The organism is Bradyrhizobium guangzhouense (assembly GCF_004114955.1).
Lineage (GTDB): Bacteria > Pseudomonadota > Alphaproteobacteria > Rhizobiales > Xanthobacteraceae > Bradyrhizobium > Bradyrhizobium guangzhouense.
On record NZ_CP030053.1, the window covers coordinates 575,343 to 602,076 of the forward strand.

The 26,734-nt window shown below is 58.9% G+C and carries 25 protein-coding genes; 16 read left to right on the forward strand and 9 right to left on the reverse strand.

The window, feature by feature from the left end; all coding sequences use genetic code 11:
• Position 1: 1 nt before the first annotated feature.
• Positions 2-5,632: a trifunctional serine/threonine-protein kinase/ATP-binding protein/sensor histidine kinase gene (locus XH91_RS02850; RefSeq protein ID WP_128949181.1), complete on the reverse strand. Its 5,631-nt coding sequence runs from the start codon at positions 5,630-5,632 to the stop codon at positions 2-4.
• Positions 5,633-5,882: 250 nt separating this feature from the next.
• On the opposite strand from XH91_RS02850, the gene XH91_RS02855 reads away from it, so the two are divergent.
• Positions 5,883-6,545 carry a response regulator transcription factor gene (locus XH91_RS02855; RefSeq protein WP_128949182.1) on the forward strand — a complete coding sequence of 221 codons (663 nt, stop codon included), beginning with the start codon at positions 5,883-5,885 and terminating at the stop codon, positions 6,543-6,545.
• Between the two features lie 227 nt (positions 6,546-6,772).
• Here the strand turns inward: XH91_RS02855 and XH91_RS02860 are convergent, their stop codons facing one another.
• Both XH91_RS02860 and XH91_RS02865 read right to left on the reverse strand, forming a co-directional pair.
• Positions 6,773-7,573 carry an SDR family oxidoreductase gene (locus XH91_RS02860; RefSeq protein WP_128949183.1) on the reverse strand — a complete coding sequence of 267 codons (801 nt, stop codon included), beginning with the start codon at positions 7,571-7,573 and terminating at the stop codon, positions 6,773-6,775.
• Between the two features lie 68 nt (positions 7,574-7,641).
• Complete coding sequence (locus XH91_RS02865) at positions 7,642-8,310, reverse strand: sensor histidine kinase (protein ID WP_128949184.1); 669 nt, start codon at positions 8,308-8,310, stop codon at positions 7,642-7,644.
• 282 nt (positions 8,311-8,592) lie between these two features.
• Between XH91_RS02865 and XH91_RS02870 the strand changes: the two genes are divergently transcribed.
• From XH91_RS02870 to XH91_RS02930, 13 genes are all read left to right on the forward strand, one after another.
• Entirely contained in the window at positions 8,593-9,528 is a 936-nt protein-coding gene (locus tag XH91_RS02870; RefSeq protein ID WP_164934043.1) for an MBL fold metallo-hydrolase, read from the forward strand.
• Positions 9,529-9,554: 26 nt separating this feature from the next.
• Positions 9,555-10,541 carry an alpha/beta fold hydrolase gene (locus XH91_RS02875; protein WP_128949186.1) on the forward strand — a complete coding sequence of 329 codons (987 nt, stop codon included), beginning with the start codon at positions 9,555-9,557 and terminating at the stop codon, positions 10,539-10,541.
• 35 nt (positions 10,542-10,576) lie between these two features.
• Positions 10,577-11,413, forward strand: coding sequence for an alpha/beta fold hydrolase (locus tag XH91_RS02880; protein ID WP_430644593.1), 837 nt, complete (start codon positions 10,577-10,579; stop codon positions 11,411-11,413).
• Positions 11,414-11,586: 173 nt separating this feature from the next.
• Complete coding sequence (locus XH91_RS02885; RefSeq protein ID WP_245470885.1) at positions 11,587-12,486, forward strand: MBL fold metallo-hydrolase; 900 nt, start codon at positions 11,587-11,589, stop codon at positions 12,484-12,486.
• Between the two features lie 60 nt (positions 12,487-12,546).
• Positions 12,547-13,584 carry an alpha/beta fold hydrolase gene (locus tag XH91_RS02890; protein ID WP_128954697.1) on the forward strand — a complete coding sequence of 346 codons (1,038 nt, stop codon included), beginning with the start codon at positions 12,547-12,549 and terminating at the stop codon, positions 13,582-13,584.
• A 125-nt stretch (positions 13,585-13,709) separates the two neighbouring features.
• Positions 13,710-14,156 carry a cytochrome P460 family protein gene (locus tag XH91_RS02895; protein ID WP_245470890.1) on the forward strand — a complete coding sequence of 149 codons (447 nt, stop codon included), beginning with the start codon at positions 13,710-13,712 and terminating at the stop codon, positions 14,154-14,156.
• Between the two features lie 26 nt (positions 14,157-14,182).
• On the forward strand, positions 14,183-14,584 hold the full coding sequence (locus XH91_RS39315; protein WP_245470883.1) for a hypothetical protein: 402 nt from the start codon (positions 14,183-14,185) through the stop codon (positions 14,582-14,584).
• On the forward strand, positions 14,581-14,973 hold the full coding sequence (locus tag XH91_RS02905; RefSeq protein ID WP_206733535.1) for a YidH family protein: 393 nt from the start codon (positions 14,581-14,583) through the stop codon (positions 14,971-14,973). The genes XH91_RS39315 and XH91_RS02905 overlap by 4 nt, the downstream gene beginning before the upstream one ends.
• Positions 14,974-15,019: 46 nt before the next feature.
• Positions 15,020-16,270, forward strand: a complete 1,251-nt coding sequence (gene soxC, locus XH91_RS02910; RefSeq protein ID WP_128949189.1) for a sulfite dehydrogenase — start codon at positions 15,020-15,022, stop codon at positions 16,268-16,270.
• On the forward strand, positions 16,257-16,805 hold the full coding sequence (locus XH91_RS02915) for a c-type cytochrome (RefSeq protein WP_128949190.1): 549 nt from the start codon (positions 16,257-16,259) through the stop codon (positions 16,803-16,805). The genes soxC and XH91_RS02915 overlap by 14 nt, the downstream gene beginning before the upstream one ends.
• A 79-nt stretch (positions 16,806-16,884) precedes the next feature.
• Entirely contained in the window at positions 16,885-17,289 is a 405-nt protein-coding gene (locus tag XH91_RS02920; protein WP_430644592.1) for a DUF302 domain-containing protein, read from the forward strand.
• Positions 17,290-17,684: 395 nt separating this feature from the next.
• On the forward strand, positions 17,685-18,461 hold the full coding sequence (locus XH91_RS02925) for an EAL domain-containing protein (protein ID WP_128954700.1): 777 nt from the start codon (positions 17,685-17,687) through the stop codon (positions 18,459-18,461).
• Between the two features lie 214 nt (positions 18,462-18,675).
• The gene (locus XH91_RS02930; protein ID WP_128949192.1) at positions 18,676-19,095 is read left to right on the forward strand and encodes a BLUF domain-containing protein; all 420 of its coding nucleotides are present in this window, start codon (positions 18,676-18,678) and stop codon (positions 19,093-19,095) included.
• A 178-nt stretch (positions 19,096-19,273) separates the two neighbouring features.
• On the opposite strand, the gene folE is transcribed toward XH91_RS02930, so the two are convergent.
• From folE to XH91_RS02955, 5 genes are all read right to left on the reverse strand, one after another.
• A complete protein-coding gene (folE, locus tag XH91_RS02935; protein WP_128949193.1) occupies positions 19,274-19,846 on the reverse strand; it encodes a GTP cyclohydrolase I FolE in 573 nt (190 codons plus the stop codon).
• Between the two features lie 112 nt (positions 19,847-19,958).
• Entirely contained in the window at positions 19,959-21,491 is a 1,533-nt protein-coding gene (locus tag XH91_RS02940) for a cryptochrome/photolyase family protein (protein WP_128949194.1), read from the reverse strand.
• Positions 21,492-21,560: 69 nt separating this feature from the next.
• Positions 21,561-22,205 carry a ChrR family anti-sigma-E factor gene (locus XH91_RS02945; protein ID WP_128949195.1) on the reverse strand — a complete coding sequence of 215 codons (645 nt, stop codon included), beginning with the start codon at positions 22,203-22,205 and terminating at the stop codon, positions 21,561-21,563.
• A complete protein-coding gene (locus XH91_RS02950) occupies positions 22,202-22,747 on the reverse strand; it encodes a sigma-70 family RNA polymerase sigma factor (RefSeq protein WP_128949196.1) in 546 nt (181 codons plus the stop codon). The genes XH91_RS02945 and XH91_RS02950 overlap by 4 nt, the downstream gene beginning before the upstream one ends.
• Before the next feature lie 235 nt (positions 22,748-22,982).
• Complete coding sequence (locus tag XH91_RS02955) at positions 22,983-23,384, reverse strand: DUF2177 family protein (protein ID WP_128949197.1); 402 nt, start codon at positions 23,382-23,384, stop codon at positions 22,983-22,985.
• A 174-nt stretch (positions 23,385-23,558) separates the two neighbouring features.
• On the opposite strand from XH91_RS02955, the gene XH91_RS02960 reads away from it, so the two are divergent.
• Entirely contained in the window at positions 23,559-24,059 is a 501-nt protein-coding gene (locus XH91_RS02960) for a fasciclin domain-containing protein (protein WP_245477376.1), read from the forward strand.
• Positions 24,060-24,163: 104 nt separating this feature from the next.
• Here XH91_RS02960 and XH91_RS02965 read toward each other — a convergent pair whose 3' ends face one another.
• Positions 24,164-25,042, reverse strand: a complete 879-nt coding sequence (locus tag XH91_RS02965; protein WP_128949199.1) for a LysR family transcriptional regulator — start codon at positions 25,040-25,042, stop codon at positions 24,164-24,166.
• A gap of 105 nt (positions 25,043-25,147) precedes the next feature.
• Between XH91_RS02965 and XH91_RS02970 the strand changes: the two genes are divergently transcribed.
• Positions 25,148-26,734, forward strand: a complete 1,587-nt coding sequence (locus XH91_RS02970) for an NADH-quinone oxidoreductase subunit L (protein WP_128949200.1) — start codon at positions 25,148-25,150, stop codon at positions 26,732-26,734.

Sequence of the window (26,734 nt, forward strand, 5' to 3'; positions counted from 1 at the left end):
GTCAGACCGCAGAAGGATCGACAGACGCGCGACTTACCGCCACCGGAATTTCAAAAATAAACTTCGAACCGTTGGGTTGCCTCGGCTCGGCCCACAGACGTCCTCCATGTTTCTCGACAATCGACCGACTGATCGCCAAGCCCATTCCCATACCTTCAGGCTTGGTAGTGAAGAAAGCGTCGTAGATTTTGCTCGAGCTACCTGGATCAATCCCTCGACCCGAATCCTCAACACCGATCGCCAAGCATCCCGCGATTTCCCGCGTTTCGATTCGCAATAGTCTTTTTTGATCCATGACATCAACCATAGCGTCAATCGCATTGGCGACGAGGTTGAGCACGACCTGTTGGAACTGGCCGCGGTCGCCCAACACGCTGACCATCCCTCGAAGATCGACGTCCAAAAGTATGCCTTCTTTGCGGATTCTGGCTTGCGTTAAGTCAATGACGTCGCGAATAGCTCTGTTCGGCTCGAACTCCAGGCTTTCCGAAGGAGCTTTCTTGAGCAACGCACGAATGCTCTTGATCACCTCGCTTGCACGATGGCCATCTCTTATTACTCGCTGTGCGGCTGCCCGCGCCTTTTCGATCTCTGGAGGGCTCTTATCGAGACGAAGCATGCAGGTTTCTCCGCTCGCGACGATCGCCATCAAGGGTTGATTAAGCTCGTGCGCGACGGAAGCTGCGAACTCGCCCATAGTCATGCGCCGCGCGATGTTCTCCAGATCGGCTTGGGCCTTCCGCAACGCTTCATCCGTCCGCCGCTGCTCCGTCAGATCCTTGCAAATCGATGCTGTGCCTCTTCTTTCTCCGGTTGTGCTGTCGATGATATAGAAGAGATTTTGCAATACGGGGATCGGCTCATTCGTCTTGAAATGTCTCAGATTTCGCTCTCCGGTCCACCGGCCGTCTCGCTCCAGTGCGGGGAGAATCTCCCTCAAATATCTGTCGTCTTCTTCCGCCGGCCTCAGGTCGCTGATCTGAACTCGGGAGACATCCGCGTCCAGCTCGATACCCACCATGCGCCTTCCACCTGCGTTGATATAGCCGTCACGCCCCTTTGTCGGCAGATAGCCTATGAAATCGCTGCTATTCTCGACTACCGAGACCAGCATCTGCATCTCATCGTGAGATGCCTGGAGACGGTCTTGGGTCGTCTTGAGATCGGCATACAAGCGGGCGTTCTCGAGTGCGTTGGCTGCCTGCGAGGCCAATGCGCGAAGTACCGCGGTGCGCTCCGGCGTGAACGCGTGCGTTGTCAGGCGGTTTTCCAGATAGAGCGCCCCAATCAGGCTCGATTGTTTCGTCAAGGGTAGGCACATCAACGAGCGGATGCGCTGGCTGCGGATGTAGGCATCGGTGGCGAATTGACCCTCCATGGCATCGTCCAATAGAACAGTTTGTTGGGTCCTCAGGACATATCGCAGGATCGACTGGCAAAGTTCGTTCGGAGAGGAAGTCTCGTGCTGAAGCTTTACCCGCACGACCCCGCCCACAACTTGCGCCTCCGCCTCGATGTGAGCATCCTCGTTGCCCGACAGGATCAGCAACCCGCGGTCGGCTCCGGCATGTTCGAGAGCAATTGCCATAATCCGCTCGATCAGGCGATCCAGGACGATCTCGCCGGATACCGCGAGCGACGTTTTCATGATCGCCGTGAAGTCCAGATGCTCCGGCGTGTGCTCGGCTCGCGCCTTCTCAGCAAATCCTCGCTTTGTCGCGTCCGGATCGAGCTCTTCGAGCTGCCTGACCTTCGGCATTGCGCCCCACTGTTTGTAGCCGGCGAGGGCCCTCCTCAAATATCCCAGCGCCGCGGTGTCGGCTCCCAAGGCCCGATAGAATCTACCGGCTAGTTCGGCGGCGATCGCCTCGTGCTGAACGAAGCCGTTCTCATGAGCCGACCGGATGGCGACCTCGTACAACTTTATCGCTTCACTCGCTTTTCCACGAAGACGCGCAATTTCGGCCGCCAACAACGCCTCGCGGTGTGCTTGGTTTTCCTGGCACCCTTTCGACCACCTTGCGATCCGCGTCCGATGAGTCTCGATCGCCTCGATGTAATCTTGGCGCTCTGACAACGGAATTCCCTCGTAGGCTGCAGCCAGGGTCAGGGCGCTGTAGAAATGGTACTCGCCGATCTCCAGAAAGTGCTCGGTCGACCAGACAAGGCCTTGAGCGTTCCGCGCCGCTGCAAGAGCTTCCGACATTTCTCCCGCCATGAAGTGCTGCTGCAGCTTGCAGATGTGATATCTGGCCGCTCCTACGGCGGAATGGGCGCCGGCCTGCATGAGACGCCGTTCGAACGCGAGTTCGCTGCCGTCGGCCTCCGGAAACAGACCAACGTCTGTCCGTTCACCCCGAAGCGAACGAACGAGGAGCAACTGGGCGACCAGAGAGTCGATCGCAAGTCCGAACTTTGCACCCCGCATCGATGACAGAGCCGTTTCGAGCTCCCATTCGACCTCAGCAAGGGGGACACCTGAAACCAACAGATTGGTCACTAGGCTTCTGACGCTGTAGGCAGCGTACGTCAGGTCGCCCGATGCCGAAGCCTCTTCGATGGCGCGCCTGAGCACCTCTCGGCCCGACGAATAAGGCCGTGCCCAAGGAAGCACGAGAGCTCCGAAGAAGGTGTGCACTTTGGCCTTGAATCGGTCCAAGCCGCGCTTATCCACGAGATCGCAGCCGAGCTGGCCGAATCTGAATGCCGCGTCATAATCGTCCTGACGCAATCCCAGCACGATGCTGAGAAGAGCATAGGCGCAAGCCGAAGCGTCGCAATTGCCGTGCGCCAGACTGAGATTGGCCATGCGAATGACCGACAGATAGAAAAGGTTGTTGTCCGTGAAAGAGGCTGGCGCGAGAAAGTCCGCGAGCACGTCGATGGTTGCAAGCAGTTCGGCGTCCTGCAGCAATGGGAGATCAATCATCTCCTCGATCCTCCGCTCGCCGAGCAGACGCCACATGCTCGAAAGGTCCCGGTCCACTTCCTCGTCTGAGGGATGCGGAGACCATCCTATCCCGGCGCGTCGCAGGTATTCGAGACCGACGGCTATGGCGCGGTCGATCCTGTCGATAGTGGTATACAAGATCATGCGCAACCGAGCGACCGCCGATCGATCGGTCGCGGATCGCGCCACGCCCGCTAGGCGGTCCAGTCGCTTCGCCGCCGCCTCGTGATCGCCGGTCAGGATTTCGCATTCCGCGCGGTTCAATTCGAGCTCGAAGTTCAAGCTGTGACTTGCCGGCCCTAGTTCGACAGACTGCAGCGCCGTGGCGCCCGCAGTGAAATATTGCAAGGCTGCCGCATACGCCGTGGATGCCTTGGCACGAATGCCGGCGGTCAGATTGAAGCGAGCGACCTGCTCGCGCTCCGAGGACGATTCGATGAGATGTGCGGAACGATTGTACTGCTCCACGAGATCGAAGATCTTTTCGTCCACCTCTTGCTGGGAAAGCGCTCGAGCGAGCACTCTCGCCGTCCGGAGATGCTGATGGGCGCGCTCCGCTTCCGGAATTGACGAATAGGCCGCTTCTTGAATCCGGTCGTGGACGAAAGAGTATTTTTCGGCCACCACCGACACGAACTCGAGTCGCACTGCTTCCCAAAGCGCCGCCTCCAGCACTTCACGCGTATCTTGGTACAACGCAGAAAGGGTATCTGCACGCGCACCGTTGCCGATGCAGGCCAAATGCCTCAAGGCTTTCTGCACGTGACCGGGCAACCTGTTTAATCTTGCGACCATGAGGTCGACGACGTTGTCGGTAAACCTTTTTCGTGCGATTTGCCCTATGTCCCATGTCCACCCCGCTTTTTCGACCGAGAATTCAAGCAATCCATCGTGCTCCAGCGAGGTGAGGAACTGAATCACAAAGAAGGGATTGCCGCCGGTCTTCGCGTGCACCAGCTGAGCCAACGGCCGTGCGCGCTGCGGATCACACCGCAGTGCGCCGGCAATCAACGCAGTGAGGTCTCCAAGCGCGAGATTTGCCAACCAGAGACGGCGAATCGGGACCTTCGATTCCTCGATATCTGCGAGAGTTGCCGTCAGGTGATGGTCGGAGCCTACTTCATTGTCCCGATAGGCTCCTACGAGAAGCAGGTGCCCCAATTCGTTTCGCGAGCAGAGAATCCTGAGCAGGTCGAGGGTGTCCGGATCGCTCCAATGGAGGTCATCGAAAAAGATGACGAGAGGATGATCGGACCGCGCGAAAGCGCCGATGAACCGGCCGACCAATGTCTGAAACCGGAGCCGTGCATCGTCGGGCGACAAATCCGAGGCTTGCGGCTGTTTACCGATGATCAGCTCGAGCTGTGGAACCAGACGAATGATGGATTGAGCATTTTGGCCGAGAGCCTCCATGAGGCGGGTCCGCCAGCGCGCTAATTCGTCGTCGTTCTCACCCAGCACGGCTTGGACCAAATCCCGCAGCGCTTGCGTCAGAGCGCCGTATGGAATATCGCGCTTGTACTGGTCAAACTTGACACGCGCGAACAATCCTCGGCGGGTAGCGATGGCTCGGTGAAGCTCGTTCACGGCCGACGACTTGCCGACGCCTGCGCCGCCTGACACCAAGACCATTTCGGTCGAGCCGCCCTCGGCGACTCTTTCGAAGGCATTGATTAGTGCATCTACATCGGATTGTCGGCCGTAAAGCCGTTCGGGAATGAACAGATGATCCAAACCGTCGTTCTCGCCCGGAGAAAAGGCGTCGATCCTCTGGTGGGACTGCCAATCCGCTTGGCAACGTCGAAGGTCGGCCAGAACGCCGGAAGCGGTCTGGTAGCGGTCCTCGGCATTCTTGGCGAGTAGCTTCATGATGACGTCGCCGACGGGGGCGGGTGCGCCATCGATTTGCACCTCAGGTCGGAGCGGCTGCCGGGCGATGTGACAGTGGATCCATTCAACGGCATCAGCCGCCTCGAACGGTAGGCGTCCGGTGAGCATCTCGTAGAGGGTGACGCCCATGGAGTACAGGTCGCTGCGGATATCTACCGACCGGTTCATCCGACCGGTCTGTTCAGGCGCTATGTAAGCCAACGTGCCCGCAATGCTATCGACCGAAGAGGCGACACGCCGCTCCCGCGTCAAGCGCGATGCGATGCCAAAACCCATGACGCGAACGATATCTTTTTCGTCCACCAACAAGTTGGCAGGCTTGATGTCTTTATGGATAATACCAGCCAAGTGTATCTGCCGAAGCGCTTCCGCCAAGTTCACAGAAAGCCGGAGAAAAGCAGAGAGTTCGAGAGCTTCGCCAAGACTTTCGTCGAGCGGCATGCCACCGGGGTCGTCGAGTATGAGCGCCGGACCTTTTTCGCCTCGAACCAACTCGATCGGACACACCGCCCAAGCCGGATCGAGGTCACTAGCAATCGCGAATTGGTTTTCGAGCCGCTTTAATATTTCGGTGCTCGGCGTCGTGCTACGCGGCCTCAGAACGAGGACCGGGCGCTCATCCGAAGACCGTCGTCCCCTCAGCAGCGTGAAATCGTCGTCTTTGCCAATGATATGAAGTACATAGCCGGGAAGATCACTCAGTAGCGCCCCCTCTAATTCCGCGTGGTTGACCGTCTCGGCACAACCCTTCTGGCAGCAGAACTGCATGGCGAGCCTTCCTGCGACGGCCAATGACAACCTCGCGGAAGGAGTATCAAGAGACGGAAGCCGGCTCTATGGCACCATGGTATCGGTGGCTAAGCCGGCATTAATGTTTGTTGCTCCGGCGCCTTCGACGGCACATAATACCACGATCCAGATCGTTGCCCCACAAGGCCGTTGAACATCGTGTCTTTTGAAAAGCCAAGGCACCCGATCTGTGGCCTGATGAGCTAGGGACCACTTACTTGGTCAGCGGAATCAACGTTGATAGGGAAGAGACATGGCGATATCGAGCGCGGTCGATGCGGGCTCCTTATTTCCGCCCTTAAACCCGAAGGTTTTCGTCGTCGACGATGATCCGTCGGTTCGAGATTCTCTCGAAGGGCTGATCAGCGCGAGAGGCTGGGAAACGGAAACGTTCGCCACCGCACATGAGTTTCTCTCGCGTCCGCAGATCTCCGATCCGAGCTGCTTGGTGCTTGACGTTAGTCTTCCGGGGATCAGTGGACTGGAGCTTCAGAACCACCTGGTGAGCCGGGGTATCAGCATCCCTATCATCTTCATCACCGGCCACGGCGACGTTCCTATGACCGTTAAAGCTATGAAGGCTGGCGCGATGGAGTTTCTGACGAAGCCCTTCTGTCATGGCGAACTGTTCGGCGCGATCGAACTGGCCCTCGCGCGCAGCCATTCCGCGATAGGTGGCGACGCGGAGTTGCGGGAATTGCATGAGCGCCATCGCTCGCTCAGCCGCCGAGAGCAGGAAGTTATGGCGCTGGTGGTAAAGGGCTCAATGAACAAGCAAGTGGGCTATGAACTCGGCATCAGCGAGATCACCGTTAAGGCTCATCGAGGCAAGATGATGCGGAAAATGAAAGCTCGATCCTTGGCCGAGTTGGTGATCATGGGCTCCAAGCTGCAGCAGAGAAGTCCGCTGAATTAGTCCATTGTCGATAGAAACGCTCGTCCTTTCCGGCGGACGAGAATGCGAGCTACGTAGCATCGTCCGGCTGCCTGGATCATTTGGGCGGCCCTCGGCTATCAGCTTGAGCTCAGGTCTTGGTGGCAGCCGATGGTCATTCCGATGGGGACCGGGTCTGCCAATAACAAGGGACCGGACGACCATCAGAATCGACGGCAGTCACTCCCGGCGACTCTGCGGGCGATGCATCAGATCTGCGCAAAGCCTCCGTCCACAAAGAGCTCTACGCCATTGACGTAGCTGCTTTCCGACGAAGCTAGGAAGAGCACGGCGTTCGCAATCTCCTCCGGCGTTCCGACTCGGCCGAGAGGTGTCGCATCGGCTGCCGCCTTGATGAAGTTTGGCATCTCTTGCGGCGTCAGTCCGAGACCGTCATAGCCGGGCGTCGGCACCGTGCCCGGACTAACGACATTCACGCGGATTCGTCTTTTCTTGAGGTCCACGATCCAGCCTCGCGCCAACGCACGCAGTGCCGCCTTGCTCGCCGCATATACGCTGAACGCCGGCAGCCCCTTAACGCCGGTGATAGAGGCGTTAAGGACGATCGACGAGCCATCCGGCATCAACGTGAGTGACTTCTGGACGGTGAAGAGAGTCCCCTTGACGTTGACGCCGAACGTCTTGTCGAAATGGCTCTCGCTGATGGATCCGATCGGTGCGAACTCGCCGATGCCGGCGTTAGCAAAAAGGATGTCGAGCCTTCCCTTTCGGGAGCGTATCATCTCGATGGTGCGGTCTATATCCGGGATCCTTGCGATGTCTCCCTGGATCGCCATCGCATTGGGGCCGAGAGCGGCCGACGCGACGTCGAGCTCCTCCTGGCGCCGTCCTGTGATGAACACGAATGCTCCTTCGGCGACGAACAACTTCGCCGTCGCCAGGCCGATACCGCTGCTGCCACCCGTCACCAGGGCGATTTTCCCGGCCGGCCTGTTAGAGCCTATTCGATCGTCTGCAGATGTCGGTGAAGTCGTCTTTTGGTGGTCCATGTCGCCTCCGTTGCTGCGTCCGAGAGTTGCGGGGGAGAGACCCAAGACGGTCTCGCCAAGCCGTATGTTCAAACTGCCATCAAGTTGCACGTCACGAGGACCGATGTTCCCCTCGGTCCGGATCTGACAATCATTTCGCCGTCCAGTGCGTGCACCAGTTGTTTCAGAATCCTCGAGCCCGCGCCCCCCGCGGCGATGTGCATTCCCCGTCCGTCATCGGAGACGATGCACACCAGGGTGGTGCCCTCTTCGAAAATATTCACGCGGACCATGCCTTTGTCTCGCCCGCCGAAAGCGTGGCGGGCGGCATTCGTCACAAGTTCGGCGACGACCAGCCCTAGCCTCTCGCAACGCCCGGCCGGTATCTCGCCTACTTCCGAGATGAGCTCGCACCCAACGCCCATCGGACTCAGCAGCGCCTCGGACAAGGCTCTGCACAATTGCTCCATGTAGGCTGAAAGCGAGATCTTCCCTTGCATGCCACCGACGATGAGGGATCTGTGCAGCATTCCGAACGCCGCGATCGTTGCTTCGCATCGCTCGAACGAGCGCCGCGTCTCGGCCGAGATTGAACTCGCGAACTCACGCCGAAGTGCAAAGGCGAGGACTGTCAGCGTGTTGGCAAATCGATGATTGGTCTCCCGCAGGAGCATCAGTTCGTCGTGGTTCGGCGGCAAAGCAAGATTTTGCTTGGCGGGGCTAGTTTCCAAATCCCAGAACATCGCATTCTCCGACAAGGCTGCCTCCGTCGAAAGGATTCCAGTTGATCGGTTGAGGAAATACCACGCCGATCGACCCGCTTTGTCACAACTGCCGCACGAATGATCTCAAATCCATTGCACGATGGTATCGGCGAAGCGTTTTCGTCGCCGTTCTCGTTTTTCGCAATCGAACGACATCCACCAATCCGAAGGTATCACCGACACCTTCGTGTAATGGATCGTCGACGGACGTCGGACCATCTTCGCATCGTTGGTCACGCAATCGCAGCAACCGAGAATGCGAGTTGGAGATCGTCGATGAGCCTTTCCGTGCAAAACCTCGATCGCTCTAAGGGAGCAGAATCTTTGCGAGGATCGAAGGCGCCTTGCGAAGTTATCCCAGAGACGTCGTCGGCGCCGTACTTTGCGTTCGAGCACGGTGGCTTCGAGATCAGCATCATCAGCGACGGATATCTTGAGATCCCAGAAGAGATTTTTACTCCCGAGGTCGCGCCGAGGCAGCGAAGCGAGGTCCTCGCGCGCATGGAAACTGTGGGACGCACTGTTCACGTACCGGCAAATATACCCGTGCTGCGCTATCGGGATGAGCTGATCCTGTTCGATGTCGGTGGTGGCGACAAATATCAAGCGACCGACGGAAGGTTCTTTCAAAATCTGCAGGCAGCTGGCTTCGATCCCAACGCGGTGACGAAAATTGTCTTCACGCATGCGCATCCGGACCACACGGGTGCCACCCTGGCGTCCGATGGATCACTCGCGTTTCCGAACGCCACTTATTTCGTCGGCGCTGGGGAATGGGACTACTGGATGGATCCGGACTTCTTTAGCAAAGCTCCAGAGGCAATCCACGATTTCGGCAGGGGCGCGCAAAGGGATATCGGCGCGGTGCGCGAAAGGGCGGTGATGCTCAAGCCCGGTGACGATGTGATCCCCGGCATCCGGGCAATCGACACCGCTGGCCATACCCCGGGGCATCTCTCGTTTGAGCTTGCCGGGGAGGGCGGCCTCATCATCGCGGTCGACGCAGCGACCAGCGAGATAGTTGCCGTCGAGCATCCCGATTGGCACTTCGGTTACGACACCATTCCGGAACTAGCCGTCAGGAACCGACGACGGCTACTCGATCGGGCATCGACCGACAAGACAAAGCTCTTGGGATTCCACTGGACGTATCCAGGGCTGGGGTTCGTCGAAGTTCATGGGAACGCCTACCGCTACGTCCCCATCGCGTGAAGACGCGCAACAGAGGAGTATTCCATATGACGCATCCAAACAAGCGGGCGATCGGATCGCAACTTGCGTCCCGTCGCAGCGTCTTGATCGGGGGAGTGGCTGGCGCGTCGGCGCTTGCGCTGATTGGACCTACGCCGCTCGCGGCTCGGCCGCGAGACATCGGCGCAATAGAACGCCACGCAGGGCGTGCCATCAAGACGAAGGACGGCACTGAGATCTTCTACAAGGATTGGGGCAACGGTCCGACCGTCATTTTCAGCCATGGCTGGCCGCTCAATGCGGACGCCTGGGACGACCAGATGTTCTTCATGGCCTCGCATGGCTTTCGTTGCATCGCGTACGACCGGCGCGGACATGGCCGATCGGGTCAACCGTGGGACGGAAACGACTACGACACTTTCGCCAGCGACCTGGCCGATCTCATCGAGACGCTGCACCTCGAGCAAGTCACCTTGGTCGGCCACTCGGCCGGCGGCGGTGACATCGCACGCTACATAGGTCGCTTCGGAACTAGTCGTGTCGCGAACGTTGTGCTGGTCTCTGCCATCCCGCCTTTGATGTTGAAAACATCAGCCAATCCAGGTGGCGTTCCGATCGAAGTGTTTGACGACATCCGGAAGGCGGTGGCCACCGACCGTGCACAATTCTACCGGGATCTCGGCGACGGGCCCTTCTATGGAGCCAACAGATCCGGATCAAAGGTCTCGCAAGGGATCAGGGATGCGTTCTGGCTGAGCTGTATGCAGGTCGGATTGCGCGCGTCGTATGAGGGAATCAAGGCTTTCTCGGAGACTGACTTCACGACCGACTTGCAGCGGTTCGACGTTCCGACGCTCATTGTTCATGGCGAAGACGATCAGAACGTTCCGATCGCTAATTCAGCTCTGCTCTCATCGAAGATGATCCGAAAGGCGAGCCTGAAGATCTATCCGGGCGCGCCGCACGGGCTGACGCTCACACATAAGGACCAGTTCAACGGCGATCTCCTCGGTTTCATGAAGGACGTGAGCTGACCGCACGCCGACCACCCACCCGCACCGCAAGTCAAATGAGGACCAAGACAATGAGCACGATTACGACCAAAGACGGCACGACGATCTACTACAAGGACTGGGGCAAGGGACAACCGATCACCTTTTCGCACGGTTGGCCGCTCAACGCGGATGCGTGGGACGACCAGATGCTCTTCCTGGCTTCCCATGGATTTCGCTGCATCGCTCACGACCGCCGGGGGCATGGCCGCTCGGGACAATCGTGGGAGGGCAACAATCTCGACACCTACGCCGATGATCTGGCCGAACTCATGAAAGCGCTTGATCTCAAGCAGACCGTCATGGTCGGCCACTCGACCGGAGGCGGTGAGGTGACGCGGTATATCGGTCGTCATGGGACCGAGCGCGTTGCCAAGGCCGTGCTGGTGTCCGCTATTCCGCCATTGATGCTCAAGACGCCAGCAAATCCTGGCGGACTTCCGATCGAGGTGTTCGACCAGATCCGCGCCGGAGTGAAGGGGGACCGATCGCAGTATTACCAGGACCTTAGCCTTCCTTTCTACGGCGCAAACCGGCCCGATTCGAAGGTGTCGCGCGGAATCAAGGATAGTTTCTGGCTGTGGTCGATGCAGGCCGGAGAAAAGGGCGCCTACGACTGCATCAAGGCCTTCTCGGAAACGGATCTCACGACCGACCTCAAGAAGATCGATGTACCGACCTTAGTGCTGCATGGCGATGACGACCAGATCGTTCCCATCGCGGACTCGGCGCTGTTGTCCTCGAAGCTCATCAAGGAGGCGACTCTGAAGGTCTACCCCGGCGCGCCCCATGGGCTCTTCGCTACGCACAAGGATCAGCTCAACAACGATCTCCTTGCCTTCATTCGAGGCTGAACCGCGTCGATCAGGAAGCGGCGGGCGCGACCTTCCCGCCGCAAGAGATCGGGACTTGAGGTCAATGCAAACTCGACACCGAGAAGAGCGAAGTGAGGACGGTTATGGAACAGCGAACTCAGAAGACGATGTCGCGCCGCGGGTTTTGCCTATGTTGCTTGGGCGGAGCCGCGATGGCAGCGGGCGGATGGCTGACGCCACGGCAAGCGTTTGCCGAGGCCCGGGGGATCGTCAGCCTCATCAAGGACAGCGCGGCGACATCGCCGATCGCGATCCACAAGGTGCGCGGCAACATCAGTGTGCTCGAGGGATCCGGCGGGAACATTGCCGTGCTCACCGGCCGGGATGGTAAATTGCTGATCGACGCCGGGATCGGCGTGTCGCGACCGCAATTGACCAAGGCCCTCTTGGCCGTCGGCGACGAACCAATCACGCATTTGGTCAACTCGCATTGGCATTTCGACCACACTGATGGGAATACCTGGCTGAATGAAAGCGGCGCTGTCATTCTTGCTCACGAAAACACGCGCAAGCATCTCGCCGAGCTCCAGCGTGTCGACGATTGGGACTACAACTTTCTTCCGCTGCCAGAGGGCGGGGTTCCAACGGAAGTCTTCGCGACCGAGAAGACCTTGAAGCTCAACGGCGCCTCCATCCTATTGAAATACTACGGCGCGGCGCACACCGACAGCGACATCTCCATCACCTTCGGTGAAGCCGATGTCATGCATGTTGCCGATACCTTCTGGAGCGGCATCTATCCATTCATTGACTATTCGACCGGCGGCAGCATCGACGGGATGATTGCCGCATCGGACGCTAACCTTGCGGCGGCGTCCAAGGACACGATCATCATTACCGGCCACGGCAGACCCATCAGCAATCGTGCCGAGCTGCAGGAATGGCGCGACATGCTTGTCGCGATCCGCGACGCGGTCGCCAAACTCAAGAAGAAGGGAATGTCCCAGGACGAAGTCGTCGCGGCGAAGCCAACGGCCGCCTACGACGAGCGTTATGGCCAGTTTCTTATCGATCCAGGGTTCTTCACGCGGCTCGTCTACCACGGAGTCTAGTCCGTCGGTCGACGAAATCTATCGACGCTCTTCCACAACGCGAACAACATGGAGGTTAAAATGCGGAGTTTTAAGGCAAGCTACAAGTTCTCCCCACTCAAGGCGGGGAGCCTTTTTTTGGGAGCGGTACTCGCGCTCGGTGCGATCTCTCTCGACGCTAAATCAGCGGAGTCCGCTCGCGGGGCGCCTGCGATCGCGTCCGCGAGCAGTGTCACGCACTATCGGACCAAAGAAGTCGACGGCGTGAAGATCTTCTACCGCGAAACCGGTCCAAAGGACGCTCCGGTGCTCCTCCTGCTGCACGGCTTTCCGACGTCCTCCCACATGTTCCGCAACCTGATGCCGGCGCTTGCCGATCGCTACCATGTCATCGCGCCTGACTACCCCGGCTACGGACAGAGCGAGTCGCCGGACCGCGCTAAGTTCAACTATACGTTCGACCGCTACAGTGAGCTCGTCGACGGGCTGCTCGATCAACTCGGCGTCGCCAAGTACGCAATGTACGTCATGGACTACGGCGCGCCCGTCGGCTGGCGGCTGGCGCTCAAGCATCCCGAGCGGATCAGTGGCCTGATCGTACAGAACGGCAACGCCTACAACGAAGGCCTCAAGGAGTTCTGGGATCCAATCAAGGCCTACTGGTCCGATCATTCGGAGGCGCATCGGAAGGCATTGTACTCCCTCGTCTCGCCGGAGACGACGATCTTCCAGTACACCGACGGCGTGTCGGATACCAGCCGCATCTCTCCGGACAACTGGATTCACGACCAGGCCTTGCTGGACCGTCCCGGCAATGCGGAGATCCAGATGGACCTCTTCTACGACTACCGCACCAATGTCCCGCTCTATCCCGCGGTGCAGGCTTACTTTCGCAAGTACCAACCGCCAACGCTCATTGTCTGGGGCAAGAACGACAAGATCTTTCCTGCCGACGGCGCGTATCCTTACAAGCGCGACCTTCCCGAGGTCGAGTTTCATCTAATCGACACCGGTCATTTCGTGCTCGAAGACAAGGCTGACGAGGTGGTGCCGCTGATCCGCGACTTCCTCAAGCGCAAGGTCGGTACCGAAACGAAGCGGAAAGTTGCCGTGCAGTGACAAGCCTCGGCCCGGGCTTCTCGCCCGGGCCGTCCGGCGTTTCGCGAAAATTGACCTCACGTTTTGAAGGGCCGAAGTCGATGAAAAGGAGTCTCTGCTTTCTCCTGCTGGCAGCATCCGTGGCGATGCCGTCCGCGGCGGGTCACGCGGACGGAGAGGGCTCTCCGATCTTCGGCGTCACGATCCCTGAAAATTATCGCCAATGGGAGATGATCGCGCCTTCGCAAGAAGACGGCAGCTTCAACGAACTCCGCGCGATCCTCGGAAATGCAATCTCCGTCAAGGCATATCGAGAGGGGACGCTTCCATTTCCGGACGGGGCGATATTGGTCAAGCTCGCTTGGAAGCGAGTGCCCTCCCCGGAGTTTGGTGGAGCGTTCGTGCCGGGCCATGCGACGACGGTCCAGATCATGGTCAAAGATTCGAAAAGATACGCCTTCACGGGAGGATGGGGCTTTGGTCGGTTCGTGGACGGCCAGCCGGTAGACAGAGCTCAGCATGAGACCTGCTTCGGCTGCCACCAGGCTAACGTCAAAGAGCACGACTTCGTCTTCACGAGGTTGGCGCCATGACACCCGCGAACTCCGAAGGAAAAATAATGACCCCGGAAAACCAGACCAACTCGCACGACGGATCCAGCCCGGGAGCGATGACAGCCGGTAGCTGGACGATATTGATTGTGCTCCTGCTGCTGCTTGCGGCCGCGCTGTGGATCGCAGTCCTCGGGTGGTCGTCAGGAAGCGGAGCCGACGTTCCTACTTCCGGGTATGTTGCGCTCGCGCTCGGGGTCCTGTTCTCCTTAGCCGTCGGGTTCGGCCTCATGGGGCTTGTCTTCTACAGCAGCCGCGGAGGGTACGACGAACCGCCCTCGCTGCTGCCGGCCGAAAAGCCAGAAGACAACGAGAGCGTCGGACCAGAAATGGGCGCCATGACCGCAACACTCAGCGTCACCACGGCAAGCGCCACGAGAAAGCAGTCGGCAGCCAAAGAGAGGGAATGATCATGGTCCCGGCTTACAGCGATCATGCGGCTAACGAGCGAACCTTCCTCGCGTGGGTTCGCACCGGAATCGCCATCATTTCATTCGGCATCGTGGTTGAGAAATTTGATCTGTTCATTCGGACGCTGGCAATTTCCGAAACCACCGACGTCCTGCGCAAAGCGCAACTGGAGCGGATATCCAGTCATCTGGGTCCCGACGAGAGCATCGCCCTCATCGCCGGCGGGGTCGCGCTGATAGCGATACAGACGCTGCGCTTCGCACTTAACAGCCTTCTCCTGGACGACACAGAAGCGCATGCCTTGAAGGGTATTCGCGCAGGTACCGTCGTTTCATTGCTGCTCATTCTGCTCGTCGCGGCCATCGCTACCTACCAGGTCTTCAAGTAATCCGCTGACGATAAAGAACTTATCGACCTTGATGGAGAGGCTGGCTATGCCTGAAGAGTTCAGAGACGAGGTGCTTTCGCGCCGATGGTTCTTGACGGCTACGGCGGGGGCTGCCGGGGCAGCAATCGCTAGTACCGCCTCGGCTGAAACTTTGGCCGACGTGCCCGATCGCGGGCCCGGCGCGGATCTGAGCGCGCATAGCGAACGCTCCCGTTTCGCGAAGCTCGACCGTATTCCGGAGTCCACGCCCGGTAAGCGGAACATCGATCCCAGCGATGCCATCAACTCGAAAACGCCCCACCAGAAACTAGTCGGCAACATCACGCCGACTGATCTGCATTATGAGCGCAGTCATTCCGGCGTGCCCGACATTGATCCCTCGCAGCACCGCTTGCTTATCCATGGCATGGTCGGCAGGCCTCTGGTATTCAGCGTCGACGATCTCAAGCGCATGCCCTCGGTCACGCGCATCGTCTTCATCGAATGTACCGGCAATGGTTGGGAAAACTGGAAGAAGGCAGATCCTGACTTGACCGTGCAGAACACTCACGGTCTTGTCAGTACCAACGAATGGACTGGCGTACCGCTGAAATTCCTGGTCGATCTCGTCGCCAAGGACAAGGGAGCCAACTGGATGCTGGCGGAGGGCGGCGATGGCGCTGGAGTCGACCGCAGCATTCCGCTGACCGACGAAATCATGGAGGAGGCGTTCGTCGCCTACGGGCAGAATGGCGAACCGCTGCGCCCTGCGCACGGATTTCCGATGCGTCTGCTGATGCCGGGCTTCGAGGGTAATCTCAACATTAAATGGCTGCGGCGCCTCAAGTTCGGCGCGGCGCCCTGGATGACCCGCTGGGAGACAGCGCGATACACGCAACTCCTGGCCGACGGCAAGGCGCGGCAGTTCCAGTTTCGGATGGAGACCAATTCTGTCATCACGCAACCTTCGGGAATGATGCAGATCCAGCCGGGCTACAATCGCATCTCCGGATTGGCCTGGAGCGGGCACGGCAAGATCGCCAAAGTCGAGATCTCGACTGACGGCGCCAAGACATGGAAGCAAGCGCAACTGACCCTACCGTTGCTGTCGAAGGCTCAGGTGCGCTTCCAGATGGATTGGGACTGGGACGGCAAGCCGACCAAGATCGTGAGCCGATCGACCGACGAGAAGGGCAATGTGCAGCCCGACCGGGCTTCCTTTATCGCAGCGATGGGGACCAACGCGCTGTTTCACTACAACGCCCAGCAGACCTGGAGCATCGACGAGGCCGGGAGGGTTCGCAATGTCCTGGCATAGCAAGCTGTTTCTCGCCGGCCTCCTCGCCGCCGGCCTTCTCGCGGCGCCCGCACTGGCCTTCGACTTCGGTCGTCCCGCAGCGCCTGACGAGATCAAGCTGTGGGACATCGACGTCGGTCCCGATGGCAAGGGCCTGCCTGCTGGCAGCGGCACCGCCGCGCAGGGCAAGCAGATCTTTGCCGACAATTGCGCGGCCTGTCATGGCGAGAACGGCCAGGGCGGCATCAAGGATCGCCTCGCCGGCGGTCAGGGCACGCTCGCCTCCAATATGCCGGTCAAGACGGTCGGCAGCTTCTGGCCCTATGCGACGACGCTGTTCGATTACATCCATCGCGCGATGCCGTATCCGACGCCCGGCTCGCTCAGCACCGACGAGACTTACGCCGTCACTGCCTACATTCTGAGCTTGAACGGAATCGTTCCGGCGGACGGCAAGGTCGACAAGGAGTCCTTGCCGAAAATCAGGATGCCCAATCGCAACGGCTTTGTTCCGGATCCGGAATTCGATCCGGCGAAGCTGTTGCACAAAAAGTGAGCGCGCGCGGGTGAAGCTGTCGAGATTGATCGGGATGGTCGCGCTGATTGCCGCGACATGTTTATGGGAGACAAAAGCCATGGCCGCTGACGGACTCATCACTATCAAGAGTAGTTTTGGACCTGAAGTCACGATGAAGTGGCTCGAGGCCGAGGTGAAGGCCAGGGGCCTCACCGTATTCGCTCACATTGATCACGCCGCGGGTGCGGCCGCTGTCGACCTGAAGCTGCGGCCGACCGATCTGCTCATCTTCGGCAATGCCAAGGGCGGCACGCCGTTGATGCAGCAGGCGCAGACGGCCGGCATCGACCTTCCGCTGAAAGCGCTGGTCTGGCAGGACGAGCAGGGCGCGACCTGGCTGTCCTACAACGATCCGGCCTTTCTCGCACAACGTCACGGCGCCGGTGAGCCGGCCAGGCCCGTCGTCGCGGCGTTGACGGGCGCGCTGCATGCGATCGCGACCAAAGCGACGTCAAAGCCCTGATCAGGAACGTTCCGATGCCCGTGTCGTACTTAACACGCAGCTGTGGCAAAAATGGCTTGATGGCCACAGGAATAAGAGCAGTTCTGCAACGAACCACTTTATATTTATATAGTCCGTTGGGCTTCGCCCAGCGTCTCGGTGAGCCACTGACCGACCGAACGGATTCGCCCGGCATAAGCCAACGCCATGCCGATGAAGAGAGAACGACGGCCCACTATAAGGGCCCTTCGTGGATGGGCCATTTCCGTGCTGGATGAAACCGGCACAGCAGGCGAACTCGCCCCAAAGTCTTCTTAACATAGGTTAGACCAGTTGCGTCCGGTCAGCGGAACGTCCTTAACGGCCGAGCAATCATTGCATTCTAGCTTTTGCGCAAAGTGAAAGAAAGTGCGATTATGAACGCGTGCGCGGGTTGCCGTCTAAGCGAGAGCTTGCCCTTCAAATTCAAAATGGCTTTCCAACCGATCGTCGATCTCTCGGCGGGAGAGGTCTGGGGATACGAAGCGCTCGTAAGGGGTGAAAATGGGGAGCCGGCCCATACCGTCCTCGCCCAGGTGAACGACGAGACCCGGTACAGCTTCGACCAAGCGGCCCGCGTCACGGCAATTGAAGCCGCAGGACCACTCTTCGCGGGCAGGGACATGCGGCTGTCCATCAACTTCATGCCGAACGCAGTATACGAGCCCAAAGCGTGTATCCAAAAGTCGCTTGCCGCCGCGAAGCGCGTGGAATTTCCACATCGTAATCTCATGTTCGAGTTCACCGAAAACGAGCGGATGGTGGATCCGGCCCACGTCGCGAGGATCGTGGAAGCATATCGCAAGTTCGGCTTCTGGACGGCACTCGATGATTTCGGGGCAGGATACGCCGGGCTCGGTCTCTTGGCCCGATTGCAGCCCGATCTGATCAAGATCGACATGGAACTGATCCGCGACATACATGTCAGCCAAGCCAAGCAAACTGTTGTCGCTGGCATCGTGAATATCGCGCGCGAGCTTGACGTCCGCGTTCTCGCCGAAGGCATCGAGAACGAAGCCGAACTCGGCGTTTTGAGAGCGGCTGGCATCAATCTATTTCAGGGCTATTACTTCGCAAAGCCAGGATTCATGACGTTGCCGCAAGTTGCTTTCATTGCGGAGAAGCCGATTGAAGCAGCTTTGGCAGCACGATGACGAATCAGCTTAATAGCTGCCCCGCCATTCCACCTCGTCGGCTGTTCCGTTCGATATTGAACTAGGCTCATCCGTCCAAGGCGGGTGGCTCGGCTCGATACTCTCGCTTCAGAGCAGCGTATCGGCAGAGTGAATACGGCATTATCGACCAGCGCGTTGCTCTCGAATGCGACTCGCAGTCAACCAAACGTTCTAAGAGGTGAACGAGCTACCCATGCTGTTTCGGTTGGTCTACCACAGTCGCGACTTGCTACGTCGGAAGGCCGTAGCCGCTGGAAGCGGGCTGATGAGCATTGCGAAGGCCGCAGAACAAAACAATCTTCAATTAGGGATATCCGGCGCCCTTCTGTTCGACAAGGACACTTTTGCGCAAGTGCTCGAAGGAGACAGAACAAAGGTCACGCAACTTTTCATCAGGATATGCAGCGATAGCCGACATACCGACATTAGTATCGTCGAGGCAAAGTCGGTCACCGACCGCAGGTTCGCCGATTGGGCTATGGCGCTTATTGCGAATCCTGCTGCGTCGCCTGTCGGACCGAACTACATTTCCGGCGAGGCGGTGGTCGAGATGATGGTCGAGCAGCTTCAGAATTCGGATGCTTCGCTGAGGGTTGCTGTTCCTGTCTGGTGAGGACGCTGGGCAGCTGGCAACCTTGCACGAAGAGTTCAAGTCGCTTTTGAGAATGCGGGTGTGGCTGCGCGGTTGCCGCACTTTTTTACGACCGCTACTCGGATCGATCTCTTTTTATAGCTCGCCTCGACCGTTCACCGCTCCTGAGCATTACGTGAGTTTTCACAAGGCCCGTAGGCTAGGGCTTCAGATCGGCCGACACCATTGCCAGAAATTCTTGGCGCAGGATCGGATCATCCTTGAAGCAGCCGATCATATTGCTAGTCGATAGATCCACGCCGTGCTTTTGTACGCCGCGTCCGCTGATGCAGTGATGCTCGGCTTTCACGAACACAGCCACGCCTTTCGGCTCGAGTTCGGATTGGATCGCATTCGCGATCTCGGTCGTAAACCTCTCTTGTATCTGCAGGCGCCTCGAATACCCGTCCACCACCCGCGCGAGTTTGGAAATGCCTACGACGCGCTGCGCCGGTACGTATCCTACCCATGCGCGCCCGACAATCGGTGCCATATGATGCTCGCAATGGCTACGGAAAGGAATGTTTCTGAGCAAAACCATATCGTCGTAACCACCAGTCTCGGCGAATGTCGTTCGAAGATGCTCGGTCGGGTCTTCGAAATAGCCGCGGAAATAGGTCCGATACGCTTCGACGACCCGCCGTGGCGTGTCCACGAGTCCTTCTCTTTCGGGATCTTCCCCGATCCAGCGTAGAATCACCCTGAATGCCTCCTCGGCATCTTCCCTGGACATGACCTTTCCAGCCGTGGACGGCGAAACTTTTGAAAAATCTTGCAACTTTTGACCTCTTATCTAAGGAAACGTGCGTACGTCGCTGTGGATCACAGTCTGGAAAATGCGTGAACTAAGGCGGTTCTAATGCCAGCGCGTCGGCGCGCCGTCTGATCGCCCGGATTTCATCCGGATCCTTCCTATCCAGGTTCGTATATTGATTTCGCATGCGGCCGTTTGAAGCAAACCGCTGGCGGTGCTTCGCAAGAAAACTCCAGTAGAGGGTGGTGAAGGGACAGGCGTCCTCTCCGATCGATTTCTTTGGATCGAAACGGCAACCTTTGCAGTGATTGCTCATCCGATTGATGTAGGCGCCGGACGCCGCGTACGGCTTGGTTGCAATGACGCCGCCGTCACCATATTGGCTCATACCGAGCGTGTTCGGTAGCGACACCCAGTCGATCGCGTCCCAGAACATCGACATGTGCCAACGGTGGACCTCGTAGGGAGCTACACCGATCAGCATTGCGAATAGCCCTAGTACCATAAGCCTCTCGATGTGGTGGGCGTATGCATGATCGATGGTGTGCGTGATGGCGTCGGCGAGGCACCGCATGTCGGTCTCAGCGGTCCAGTAAAAGCGTGGCATCCGAAGGTGCGCGTCCAGCGCGTTTTCTTCGGCATAATGCGGCATGCGCTGCCAGTAGATGCCCCGGACGTATTCTCTCCATCCGAGGATCTGACGGACGAAACCTTCCAAGGCATTCAGGGGGACCTCTTCGCTCCTCAGTGCGGCTTTGATCACCTCAGTGGGCGAAAGGATATGGAGGTTGAGGGGACCCGACAGTCGGGAATGATAGAGGAAGGGTTCTCCGTTCTGCATGGCATCCTGGTAGGTGCCGAACAATGGCAACCGTCGGGATACGAAATCCTCCAGGTGTTCGAGCGCTTGGGCGCGAGACACGGGAAGATCGATATTTTCCAGCCTTCCCGGACTGCTGGCGAAACGTCGTGAAACAAGATCACGCACCTCCGCGCTGATCGGGTCCATTTTCGAAGCGCGTTTCGGAGGAATAGTTGGCGCGTCTTTCCCCAGCGGCTTCCTGTTCTGTTGGTCGTAGTTCCATGCCGAGCCGACGGGCTTTCCGGCTTTGTCCATGAGAAGCCCGGTTTTTTTCCTCATGAAGCGGTAGAACGTTTCCAAAATGTGTCGTGGGTGGTCGCGTGTGAACGCCGCGAACTCGTCTCGTGAGCAGAAGAAATGCCGATCGCTCCTGATCTCGGGCGGTTGCGGGAGGCGTCTCAATTTTTCGGCAACCCGCCAGTCTCCGGGCTCGATCGCAATTGTTCGTTCCGGCATGAGCAGTCTTTGCGCTCGGGCGATTTCGGTCTCGAAGCTACCTGTATTTTCAGGATGGTCGATGGCCACGTAGTGCACGCGCCGGCCTCGCGCGGTCATATCCTGCCGAAAGTGGCGCATCGAACCGAAGAAGTAGGCGATGCGAAGCTTGTGTTGAGTGATGTAAGCCGCTTCCTCCAGCACCTCCATTTGGAGGATGACGTCGACTTCAGGGTCGAAGCCGTCGAACGCAGCTGAGTTTCCGTCCAGTTGGTCACCCAAGACCAGGACCAGATTTCTTGTCTTCAGCTGCGTGGGCTCCGGCATCCGGATATCCTGAACTTTCGTGCCTACACGACCTCCAGGGCGCCCCCTGAACGATGACGCTCGAGCTCGTCAGAGCCTGATGAATGGAGAAACAAGGCGACCGATCCATCCGTTGCCCTTCAAGCTGCCGGACATCGCCACGAAGCATAGACAGGGCTCCTCGGTGCCCACGATAGGCTGATGGTTCACGTCATCATCGCCGTAATCGAAGTCGCCCGGGCCGTAATGGCCGCCCTCATGCGCGAAGCTGCCCTTCAGAACGCAGGTCAATTCTGTTCCCGAATGCGTGTGACCTAACATCTTGGCACCAGGAGCAGACCACAGCAGGAATGCCCGCGATTGGTCGGAACTAGGCAAAATGAGTGATTGCATGCTCACTCCAGGCGCCACCCGACGCTTCTTGCCGAAGCGGCAGTTGCGGAGGACATCCGGAAGATCCGAGGCGGCTGGCGGCATCGATTCCGTCGTGCCAGACATTGAGATGGGCTTAGCGTCGACTTTATCAAGAACAACCGAAAGCGCGTCGGCTCGCAGGAAGACAGGAGCTGCTTGTTCGATGGCCGAGCCTCCGAGCCGCTCCAGGGCTCCAACCAATCGACGACAGCTTCGGCATTGCGCGACGTGAACCGCCAGGGCGAGCCGATCAGCCTCTTCAAGTGGGCCAGAGACAAAGCCAGCCAGAAGATGTTCCGGAGGATGATGCTTGATGGTCATTTTTGTTCGTCCAGTAGCTCTCTCAATCTTTTCATGGCGAGGCGAATGCGCGATTTGACCGTTCCCAATGGAATGCCCAACGAAGAGGCGATTTCGCCGTGCGGTCTCTCCTCAATAAACGAGAGCCGGACCACCGTGGATTGCTCCTCCGACAGGCGGGCCAACGCTTTTGCGATGCGCGTAACATCTTCACTCTGGGCCCGTATCGCTTCCGGGGAGGCTACGGTCTCGACCTCGTAGGCTGTTTCCGGCGATTGCAACGCCCGATCATGGCGTAGAGCCCGCCGGGCGATATCAATGCGCTGATTGCGCGCGATCGTGAAGATCCAAGCTGCTACACCGGCAGTGGTCGGATCGAACTGTCCCGCCTTGCGCCAGACAGCAACGAAGGTGGATTGCGCTATATCTTCAGCGGTTTCCGGGTCGCTTCCCGTCTTTATGAGAAAGCCCTTCACGCGCGGAGCGAAATGCTCGAATAGCCGTGCAAAGGCGTCACGATCTCCATGGCTTGCGACACGCGAAATCAAATCAATCCAGTCCACCGTTGCCTTCAGCCTTTCACCTTTGAGGCGATGCCTTATACCTGGGCTAGAGCATGCCCCGAAAGGTTCTTTTGGTTGAAGCCTTGCAGCCCGAGAGATCACGGTGGATATGCCTCTTGGCGACGGGACATCAAAAGAAACGACCTGACCGTCAGTTTGGATCACCACGAACTAGCGGATTGGTTTGGAATGCGATCGTTAGTTCACACAGCTGCCGCGATCGTCCTGGTTGAGCTCACACCAAAAACTGTCGAGCTGCGAGATACCCGCAATAAGCGCTACCTGCGCCCAACAACCCGCCCCACGCGATATCGACGATTGACAGAGTCGTCGTCCAGTTGCGAAGGACCGCCTGATTTGTGAGGTCATAGGTCGCATAGGTGAAAAAGCCAAAAAGCAAACCAAGCCACGCAGCCCTACCGCTGGAAGCAGCGGCGTGTGCTGGTAAAACGGCAAGCGCGATGAGCCCGAGCGGGTACAGAAGGTAGAAGACGAGAGCCGGCCAAAAGTTCGGCTCGCTCCGCGCTATGTCGCCTATCGTCGCGAGATAGAAGCGCTGGCCCATGAGCTTGAGCCAGACCGCATCGACCGCAACGAATGGAATAGCTACGGCCAGATAGAGCGCAACGTAGGACATGCGAACCCGCACAGTTTGATCGGTGTAAGAACGTCGGAAGCTTTCGTCCGGATCACAGGATCGCGCGGTGATCCAAAGCGACGTGCACGTCGTTCCCTACCGGTAAATCAACTCATCCGGAGGACGACAATGAACTTCAAGCGCATCGCGACTTCGCTCGCCGTGTCGGCCGTGATGGTCAACTTCATCCCGCTTGCCATCGCCAAGGAGAAGACCGTGATGGTCGGCGGCGCTGCCATGTATCCGACGAAGAACATCGTCGAGAACGCCGTCAAGTCAAAGGACCACACCACCTTGGTCGCTGCCGTCAAGGCAGCCAGCCTAGTCGATACGCTGCAGGGACCTGGACCATATACCGTTTTCGCGCCGACCAATGCTGCGTTCGGCAAGCTTCCAAAGGGAACCGTCGCGACCCTGGTCAAGCCGGAAAACAAGCAGACGCTGACCAAGATCCTGACGTACCACGTCGTGCCGGGACGCCTGACTGCTGACCAATTGATGGACGGTCAGAAGTTGATCACCGTGGAAGGCGAGACGCTGACAGTCAAAAAATCAGGCGGAAAGGTAATGATCGTAGACGCGAAAGGTGGCGCTGCGACCGTGACAATTGCCGATGTGCTACAGTCGAATGGCGTCATCCACGTCGTCAACCAGGTGCTGATGCCTTCGAGCTAGTGCGCTGTGCTATTGCCGCGAGCGCCTTTTCTTGGGCGTTTCGCGGCCGTAGCAAATAGCAAGCCGGGCGAGGGCGTTTTGCAGTAGTGCCATTGGGAGAAACCTTATTTCTTTCGGCGACCCGTCAATTCCGAGACGAGAGGATTAGGATAGCGGCGCTGCTGGCTGATGGCATAGAATTGCTCCGCTAGTTCGTTTAACCGCGCCCGCTCGACGAGCAGGCCCGAACGAAGCTCGTCAATCACGACGATCGAGGGGACGAGAGCAAGATGGCCGCTTTCGCGGGCCATCAGGCGCAGCATCGCCATGTCGTCGACCTCCGCGGCAATTATCGGTCTGATGCCTCGGCGGCCGACCAGCGCATCGAAGGCCGAGCGAAGTGCGTTGCCCCGGCCCGGTAGGACTAGCGGAAGATGTGCGAGATCCTGCGGAAACCTAAGCCGGGCGGGATTCGGGGGCTTTCGGCCGACGATACTGACTCGCTGCTCGTCAATGAGCGTATTCTCGAAGCTGCTGCGTGCATCGGGCGGTGCCGGGTGGTTGGCGAGAACGACATCGAGCTTGTGCGCATCGAGTGACTCGAGCAGATCGTCGAAAAGTCCGGTGTGGATGATGAGCTCGACATCAATGCGGCTTATCAGTGGCCGCAGAAATGCGATCTGGAAGTTGCGCGACAAAGTCGCTGAAGCCCCGACCCGCAGCAACTGACGTCCGGGCCGCAGGCCCGACAACGTCTCGATCAATTCATGGCCTGATTTGAAAACGCTGCCGGCGTAGTCGAGCGCGATGCGACCCGCTTCGGTGAGTTGCAGAGAGCGTCCGACACGCTCGAATAGCTGTTGGCCCAGCTGCTCTTCCAGCGCCTTGAGCTGTACCGACAGCGACGACGGCGAAACATTGAGCCGCTGCGCCGCGCGGCTCATGCTTCCCTCGGTGGCGATTATCCAGAAATAGCGCAGATGGTGGTAGTTCAGGTGAGGCATGCAATCATTCTATTTGAGATAACGATTGCGTTCAATAATTGAATTTTTCTCAAATAAGCAGATGCGCTAGTTACTCGGCCACTGGACCAAACCAGCCGAGGTGCCATGATCAAGCTCCTACCTTGCATTGCCTTGCTTGCTCCGACGACGCTGTGTGCAGCAAGCATTCTCCCATTCCGTGGCAGCGCCCGTGATTTCGTCCGCGTTGCGATCTCGGCTGCCGCGGTTGCGCTCTTTTTCGCCATCGCCGCTGTCCTCGCGGTCGCAGTTTACGGGGCCGGCCGATCGCCGCTGCTCGGTGGTTACGGGCTTGGGCTTTCGATCCATGTCGATGCGCTCGCCGCGATCCTCTGCGTGCTGGTCGGCTTCATCGGCTTCGTCGTCGTCAAGTACAGCCGCAATTATCTCGATGGCGATCCGGGCCAGGGCAGGTTCACGCGGTATCTGCTGCTGACGCTCGCCTCGGTTCTGACGCTCTTGATATCGGGCAATCTGCTGTTCCTGCTTGCGGGCTGGATCGCGACCAGTCTCTCGCTAGGCAGGCTACTGCTGTTCTACCACACGCGGCCGGCAGCGATCCGCGCCCACCGCAAGAAGTTTGTTGCCAGCCGCCTCGGCGACGGCTGCCTCGCGGGAGCCATCGCGCTGCTCTACTTTCAGTTCGGTACGCTCGAGATCCCAGATCTTGCCGCCCGGGCGCGCAGCAGCGTGGATGTCGAGTCACCCGCAATCACCGCGGCGGCGCTGCTCATCGTCGTGACCGCCATGCTCAAATCCGCTCAGCTGCCGCTGCATGGCTGGCTGATCGAAGTGATGGAGACACCGACCCCGGTGTCGGCACTGCTGCATGCCGGTATCATCAATGCCGGTGGCTTCCTCGTCCTGCGGCTCAGCGATGTGCTGCTGCTGGCGACGCCGGCCCTCAACGTTCTGGCCGTCGTCGGCGGTATCACGGCGCTGTTCGGCTCGCTGGTGATGCTGACGCAGACGTCGGTCAAGGTCCAGTTGGCCTATTCAACCGTGGCCCAGATGGGTTTCATGCTGCTGCAATGTGGGCTGGGCGCCTTCTCCGCCGCGCTCCTGCACATCGTCGCCCATTCCCTCTACAAGGCACACGCTTTCCTGTCATCGGGCAGCATCATCGACCTGGCACGCGCGTCGTGGACGCCCAGCCCCGGTGGCCAGCCGCACCCGGCGAGGCTGATCCTCGCGCTCGCAGGCGTGATCGGATTGACGATGCTGATCGGCTGGGGGCTCGGCATGACGTTACGCAGCAATCCGGCGCAGATCGCGCTGGGATCCGTGCTGCTGATGGGGCTCGTACACCTCATGGCCAATGCGATCGACGAGCGGCCCAACGCCTTCGTCGTCGCGCGCGGCATAGTCACCGCGGCCGGTGTCGCCGCGCTATACGTTGTACTGCAAGCTGCGGCGGCGTGGCTGGCCGCCAGCAGCGTCCCGGTCGGCCGTCCGGTCTACGGCACTGCGCCGATGCTGATCGCTGCGCTGGTGGTGATCTCCTTTGCGGCGGTGACGGTGTTTCAGAACCAGATGATGCGCCGCGCCGACGCACCGTTCTGGATCGCAGCTTACGTGCATCTGCGCAACGGCTTCTATCTGAACACGTTGGCGAACCGGCTGGTGCTGACGTTGTGGCCGCGCACGTCGCACAAACTCACGCCCAACCCCTGA